Annotated in this window: 6 protein-coding genes; 2 read left to right on the top strand and 4 right to left on the bottom strand. The window is 62.3% G+C overall.

Features of this window, described 5'->3' with window-relative positions:
* Positions 1-101 precede the first annotated feature (101 nt).
* Genes AC13EY_RS01110 through AC13EY_RS01125 form a run of 4 tightly spaced genes read right to left on the bottom strand, consistent with a single transcriptional unit; the run spans position 102 to position 3,804 of the window.
* Entirely contained in the window at positions 102-1,064 is a 963-nt protein-coding gene (locus AC13EY_RS01110; protein WP_482876553.1) for a DMT family transporter, read from the bottom strand.
* A gap of 1 nt (position 1,065) precedes the next feature.
* A complete protein-coding gene (locus tag AC13EY_RS01115) occupies positions 1,066-1,869 on the bottom strand; it encodes an ABC transporter permease (RefSeq protein ID WP_088277757.1) in 804 nt (267 codons plus the stop codon).
* On the bottom strand, positions 1,866-2,744 hold the full coding sequence (locus AC13EY_RS01120; RefSeq protein ID WP_482876554.1) for an ABC transporter ATP-binding protein: 879 nt from the start codon (positions 2,742-2,744) through the stop codon (positions 1,866-1,868). The genes AC13EY_RS01115 and AC13EY_RS01120 overlap by 4 nt, the downstream gene beginning before the upstream one ends.
* 49 nt (positions 2,745-2,793) lie before the next feature.
* On the bottom strand, positions 2,794-3,804 hold the full coding sequence (locus AC13EY_RS01125) for an ABC transporter substrate-binding protein (RefSeq protein WP_088277761.1): 1,011 nt from the start codon (positions 3,802-3,804) through the stop codon (positions 2,794-2,796).
* Between the two features lie 367 nt (positions 3,805-4,171).
* On the opposite strand from AC13EY_RS01125, the gene AC13EY_RS01130 reads away from it, so the two are divergent.
* Positions 4,172-5,374, top strand: a complete 1,203-nt coding sequence (locus tag AC13EY_RS01130; protein WP_482876555.1) for an amidohydrolase/deacetylase family metallohydrolase — start codon at positions 4,172-4,174, stop codon at positions 5,372-5,374.
* The gene (locus tag AC13EY_RS01135; protein WP_482876557.1) at positions 5,371-6,237 is read left to right on the top strand and encodes a rubredoxin; all 867 of its coding nucleotides are present in this window, start codon (positions 5,371-5,373) and stop codon (positions 6,235-6,237) included. Before AC13EY_RS01130 ends, AC13EY_RS01135 begins: the two co-directional genes overlap by 4 nt.
* Positions 6,238-6,543: the final 306 nt, after the last annotated feature.

A 6,543-nucleotide genomic window follows, 5' to 3' on the forward strand; every position in this document is an offset into this window, starting at 1 on the left:
GGGTCTTAGTGCTATGTCACGGGCTTGGCCGGCGGTGCACCTGAATTCCTGACCAGGGCGCCGCGCGTTTTTGGTGCGGCGTGAACCAGTCTCGTGCGTTCTTAGCCGGACGGGTCCGGGGCGACCTTGCGGCTGCGCAGGGCAAGGCGGCGATCTGCCAGGCCCACGATCAGAATGCCCAGTGCGATCAGCGCAAAGCCGGTCAGGTCGCTTGGTGTGGGTACCTCATGCAGGAACCAGGCAGCCGAGAGCATGCCGACTGCCGGTACCGAGGCCGAGCTGAGTGACAGGCTGACCGCGGGCAGGGAGCGAATCGCTGCCACCTGCGCCGCAACGCAGATGCCGGAGGCAATCGCCCCGCTGAAAATCAGCATCCAGATGAAGTCCGGCTGCCAGTCGATCTGCCCCGGGTCTTCTACCAGTAACGCCAGCGGCAATAGCGCCAACACCGAGGTCAGCAATTGCCAGGGGATCAGCGACAGCACGTCGCCCTGCCAGTGATGCCGGCGCACATGAATCAGCCCGGCAGTCCAGAGTATGGTGCCGAGCATGATCAAGCCGCCGCCGATGAACACCTCATGATCGGACCAGTCGATGCTCAACGGATTGAACACGGTCAGCAGGCCGGCCAGCCCCAGGCCGACGCCGATGGCGCGCGGCAGGGTAAAGCGCTCGCCCAGAAACAGCGCTGCCGCCGGCACCACCCAGATCGGCGTGGTATAGGCCAGAATCGCCGCCCGTCCCGCCGGCAAATACTGCACACCGAGGGTGACCAGGGTAATGAAGGCCATGTTTTGCATAATCCCGACTGACAGCAGCACCGGCACATCCGCGCGCCGAGGCAAGCGCAGCACGCCGAGCGCGGCGGCGATGGCAAACATCGCCAGCGTGCCCAGCGCCATGCGCAGGCAGGTGAACAGCATCGGCGGGCTGTAGGCCAGCCCGAGTTTGAGAACCGGGAAATTAAGCCCCCAGCCGATGGCGTTGAAGCACAGCAGCAGATAGCCCAGCCGGAAGGCGTAGCTGTGAGCGCCGGTGCTGCCGGCGGTCGCGTTCCGGGCCACCTCAGTGCTCCACTTCGAGGGCGCTTTCGTGCCAGTTCTGCAGGGCGCGGTTGGACAGCCAGACCATCAGGGCGAACAGCGCGATACCGGTCAGGGTGATCAGCAGCAGGGCGGCGAACATCCGCGGAATCTGCAGGTTGTAGCCCGACTGCAGGATCATGTACGCCAGCCCGGCCTTGGCACCGCCGGTACCGGCGACGAACTCGGCGACGACCGCGCCGATCAGCGCCAGACCCGAGCTAATGCGCAGGCCACCAAAAAAGTACGGCAGCGCGCCCGGGATACGCAGGCGGACCAGTTCCTGCCAACGGCTGGTGCGGTACATGCGGAACATGCTCAGCAGGTTCGGGTCGACGCTGCGCAGCCCCAGTGTGGTGTTGGAGATGATCGGGAAGATGGCGATGATCACCGCGCAGACGGTCAGCGCCCAGGTGGTGTCATCCACCCAGATGATAATCAGCGGGGCAATCGCTACCACCGGCGTCACCTGCATCAGCACCGCGTAGGGAAACAGGCTCATCTCGATCCACTTGCTCTGTACAAACAGCAAGGAGGCGGCCACGCCCAGCACCACCGCGATGACAAAGGCCAGGAAGGTCACTTTCAACGTGATGTACAGCGCCCCCAGCAGCGGCTGCCAGCCGTCGATCAGGGCTTTGAAGATCTCGATCGGTCCCGGCAGGATGTATTTGGGCATCTCCAGCGCCTGGACGGCAATTTCCCAGAACAGCAGAAACAGGATACCGACGCCCAGGGGCGCGGCGACTTTGACGAAGTTTTCGTTCTGGATCAGCGGCGTGCTCATGCCTTGATCTCCTGTGGCTGGCCCATGGCGCTGGCACGCTCAAGCGCCTGCGAGACCTGGCGGCAGTAGCCGGCAAACTCGGTCGAAACGCGGAAGTCGGCGTTGCGCGGGAAGGGTTGATCGATACGGATGTCGTCGACGATGCGGCCCGGGCGGGCAGCCATCACCACCACGCGGCTGGACAGGTAAACCGCCTCGTAGACACTGTGGGTAACGAACACGATGGTCCAGCCGTTCTTCTGCCACAGCTTGAGCACATCGTCGTTGAGCTTGTTGCGGGTCATCTCATCGAGCGCGCCGAAGGGTTCGTCCATCAGCAGCAGGTTCGGCTCGGTGACCATGGCGCGGGCAATCGAGGCGCGCATCTGCATGCCACCTGACAGCTCGCGCGGGAAGGCGTTGTCAAAGCCCTTGAGGCCGACCATCTCGAGTGCATCATCGATCTTGGCCTCGACCTCCGGCCCGCGCTGGTGTTCCAGATCCAGCGGCAGGCGTACATTCTTGCGCACCCGTGCCCAGGGCATCAGGGTGGCGTTCTGAAATACGAAGGCCAGCTTGCGGCCCTTGTCGCCAACCACGTCATAGCCCTGCTCCCAGAACTTGACGGTGCCGGTGGTCACCTCACCAAGGCCGGCCATGATCCGCAGCAGGGTACTCTTGCCGCAGCCGGAGGGGCCCAGCAGACTGACGAATTCGCCCTGGCGTATGGTCAGGTCGGCGCCTTTCAGCGCGATGGTACCGTTGGTGTATATCTTGTTTACGCCTTCAACCTGCAGCACTGGCCGCGGGTTGCCGTTGCTGTCGGTGTGCGCCAGCTCGGCGGCGCTGTCATCGACCGGTGTGGCCTTGAGCGGCGTCACGTTGGAGCTTGTCATGGGTATCTCCCGGGGCGGCCCGCAGGCGGGCCGCCGGCTGGTCGGTTAATCAGGGCAGGACGGGTTCGGCGGGCAGGTAATCCAGGCTGTACACGTCGTGGATATCCAGGCTGGCATCCACCAGGCCGGCTTCCAACATGAACTCGTGAATCTTCGCCCAGCGTGCGTCGGTCATCACGCCGATACCGCGGGTAGCCGCGTCGCCGCCGGTCACCAGACCGTACTCCTGCATCTTGGCGATGCCGTAGGCGATCTGCTCGTCGGTCATTTCCGGGTTGGCTTCCTTGATCAGCGCGTTACCCGGTGCCGGGTCCTTGAAGTAGCTGGCCCAGCCTTCCATGCTGGCCTGCACAAAGCGGCGCACCAGATCGGGGTCTTTCTCGATCAGCCCGTCAGTGGTCTCGATGGTAGTGGCGTAGGCCGGGTAGCCGTAGTCCGCCAGCAGGAACACGGACGGCTTGATACCCGCCTTCTCCATGGCAAAGGGCTCGGACGACAGATACCCCTGCTGCACGATATTGGTGTCTGCAAGGAAGGGCGCGACGCTGAAGGTGTAGGGGCGGATCATGTCATCGGTGTAGCCGTACTTGGACTTCAGCCAGGGCCAGAAGGTGGTGTTGGCAAAAGCAGCGATGTAGACCGGCAGACCCTCGGCCTTGATTTGTTCCAGCGAGGTGATGTGCGGGTGCGCGATCAGTGCCTGCGGGTCGCCCTGAAAGGCGGCGGCCACGGTTGTGACCGGCATGCCCTGCTCTACTGCCTTGACGGCGCCGACGGCGTAGCCCATGGAAAAGTCGCGCTTGCCGGAGACCAGCAGTTGCATGCCGTTGACCTGTGGACCGCCCATCTCGATGGACACATCCAGACCGTATTTCTCATACAGGCCGGTGGCCTTGGCCTGATAGAACCCACCGTGTTCGGCCTGGGCATACCAGTTGGTGCCGAATACGACTTCGTCCAGCTCGGCCGCCATCAGGGATGTGGACAAACCGCTGGCAAGCACCGCGCCGGCCATGCCGAGCAGTGCAGACGACTTCAGATTCTTGCGGGGGTGGCGCATGTGTTGCTCCTTGCTTGCAGTAGATAGCTGACCAGTTATTCAACATTTCTCCTGCAGCAAGCGCCGTGCCATGTGTCGTAAGTGCCGTTATTTCCATTTCCTGAACAGTTGGTCAGCAAAAACGTGCACCGGATTGCGGCCCGTTGCTGCGCTCCTGCACTTCAATCGCTCACGGCTGCGGGTATTTGCCTGCATGTCTGCTGCGAATTCACTGCCGGCGACTGACTGGTACGAAACCTGCTAAGTGTCTGGCAGGGAATTTCCGGGCCGAGAGAACCTCCTGGATCAGACTCCTGAGTCAAGATGACGCTCCTCTGTCATAACGCCGCCCTGGCGTACGGTTCTCATCCGTGAAAGAGGAATCACTATGTCTGCGTCAAACGCATATCTGGTATTGCAAGGCGGCCGGGTGCTTGACCCTGCTTCAGGTCTGGATGCGGTAGCTGATGTTGTGGTGCGCGACGGCACCATCGTAGAAATCGGCGCCAACGCTGCTGCCAATCACCCCACTGCGAAGGTGCGCGATGTCAGCGGCCATCTGGTTACCCCGGGGCTGATCGACATTCATACCCACTGCTATCCCGGTCTGGGCGACTTCTGTCTGCCGACCGATCTGATGGGCGTCGACTCCGGCGTTCCGGTGATTGTCGATGCCGGCACCGCCAGCACCACCATCATCGAACTGGCCCGCAAGGCGATCATCGACCACCCGGATACCAAGACCAAGGTGTTCGCGCTGATGGACCCGTCGCAGATCTATCTGGCGAATAAGAGCTTCATCTGCCATTACCTGCGCATCGCCGGTGACGAGCGCAATATCGATATCGAAGCGGCCAAGGCGGTAGTGGATGCCAACCGCGACGTGATTGTCGGCTTCAAGGTGCGCCCCACCATCACCGACAACCCCGACCGCTCACCCTTCCTGGATGCGGCCCACGCCATCGCGCCGGACCTGCCGATCATGATCCACCTCGGCTCCTTCCCGCATACTCCGGTGCTGGAGACCAACAAGTTGCTTTATCAACTGCGCAAGGGCGACATCATCACCCACGCCTGCCGTGGCGGTGGTGGCCAGCTGGACGACAAGGGCGAGCCGACCAAGCCGTTTATCGACGCCTACGAGCGTGGTGTACTGCTGGATATCGGCCACTCCGCCGGTGACTTCCACTTCCGCACCGCGCGGCGCATGATCGAGCGCGGCTACATGCCCAATACCATTTCCACCGACCTCAACGTCTTCAACGTCGACGGTCCGGTGTTCTCGCTGTCGACCACCATGTCGAAGATCTGGGCGCTGGGCGTGCCGCTGATTGATGTTATCCGCATGAACACCGTCAACGCCGCCGCCGCGATCAAGCGTGGCGAGGAGTATGGTGAGCTGAAAGTCGGTCGCAGCGCCGAGGTCAGCGTGCTGCGTATCGAAGAAGGTACCGTGCAGCTCAGCGACGGCCACGAAACCATCGAAGCCAGCCGTCGTCTGCGTGCGGTGGGCTGCCTGCGCGCCGGCACCTGGCATGACGCCGTACATGACCTCAAAAGCGCACCGGATGCGCTGCAGGAGGCGGTGTGACGGCCGTCGCCGCGTCAGCGGCAGTGGATTCCACGCAATTCTATGAGCAACTGGTTGCTGAGCTGACCGCCCGCCGTGAGGCACTGTCGGAGGCGGAACAGAGCTTTGGTGGCTTTGCCCCGCTCAGCCGTGAAGAGCTGATCGAATGGCTGCAGTTTCAGTGCTGGTATGAGCGCGAAGCGGCCGGTTTCATCGGCTCCTGGCTGCGTGATACGCCTGAAAACGAGGTGTTTGTCGGCCTTTGTCGGCAGGTCGCCGATGAGGGCAAGCACTACAAGCTGCTGGCTTCGCACCTGCAGTCACTCGGCGCCTCGATGGACGGCTGGAAGCCGGAGCCGGAGTGGGTCGCCTGGGTCAGCGAGTTTTACGCCGCCGGTGACGACACGCTGGAGCGCATTGCTGCGCACAACATCACCGGCGAGTTGGGCGCGATCAATGCCTTCGAAGGCATCGTGCCGCGTATCCCGGAAGCGACCCAGGCGGTGCTCGCCAAAATCACCCCGGACGAGAAGTTTCACGTTTCGCTCGGGCGTATGGCTGTGCAACGCTTTGCTACCACTGCGGACCGTCAGCAGCGTGTCACCAAGCGGGTGTGGGATGCCTTTGAGCTGGAGCAAAAAGGCCGTCTGGCCTTCGAGCGCCGGTTGCGTGAAAAGGCCATCGCCCGTGACAGCATCGCGGCGCTGCCCAGCAGTGACAAGCCGCAATGGGTCTGTCAGGTGTGCGGCTGGATCTACGACGAAACCGTTGGTGATCCAGAGTCCGGCATCGCCCCCGGCACCCGCTTTCAGGATATCCCGGACGACTGGATGTGCCCGGAATGCCTGGTGACCAAGGATGATTTTGTATTGCTCAGCGTGTGAGCGAGCGGTAACTGAAAAAGGCGGCCTTCGGGTCGCCTTTTTTGTTCGGGAAGGCCCAGTTTCAACTCAGCCAGAGTGGTGCGCCGTGGCCCACCCTCAGGTCATCCCCGCGCAGGCGGTGATCCAGTTGGGGTCTGGTTGGTGCGCTGGATTCCCGCCTGCGCGCACTGCTGTCCGGAATAAATTTGGGGGAGAGTTCTGGAGGGATTGCAGCCACTGAGTTTGAAGGGTAGAACCCGTTGATGCGACTCAACAACTCAGTGACTACAACGTGTACACAAATACCCGATTTGCCGATCTTTTGAA

The sequence above is a fragment of the Halopseudomonas sp. L-58 genome, from assembly GCF_056859475.1.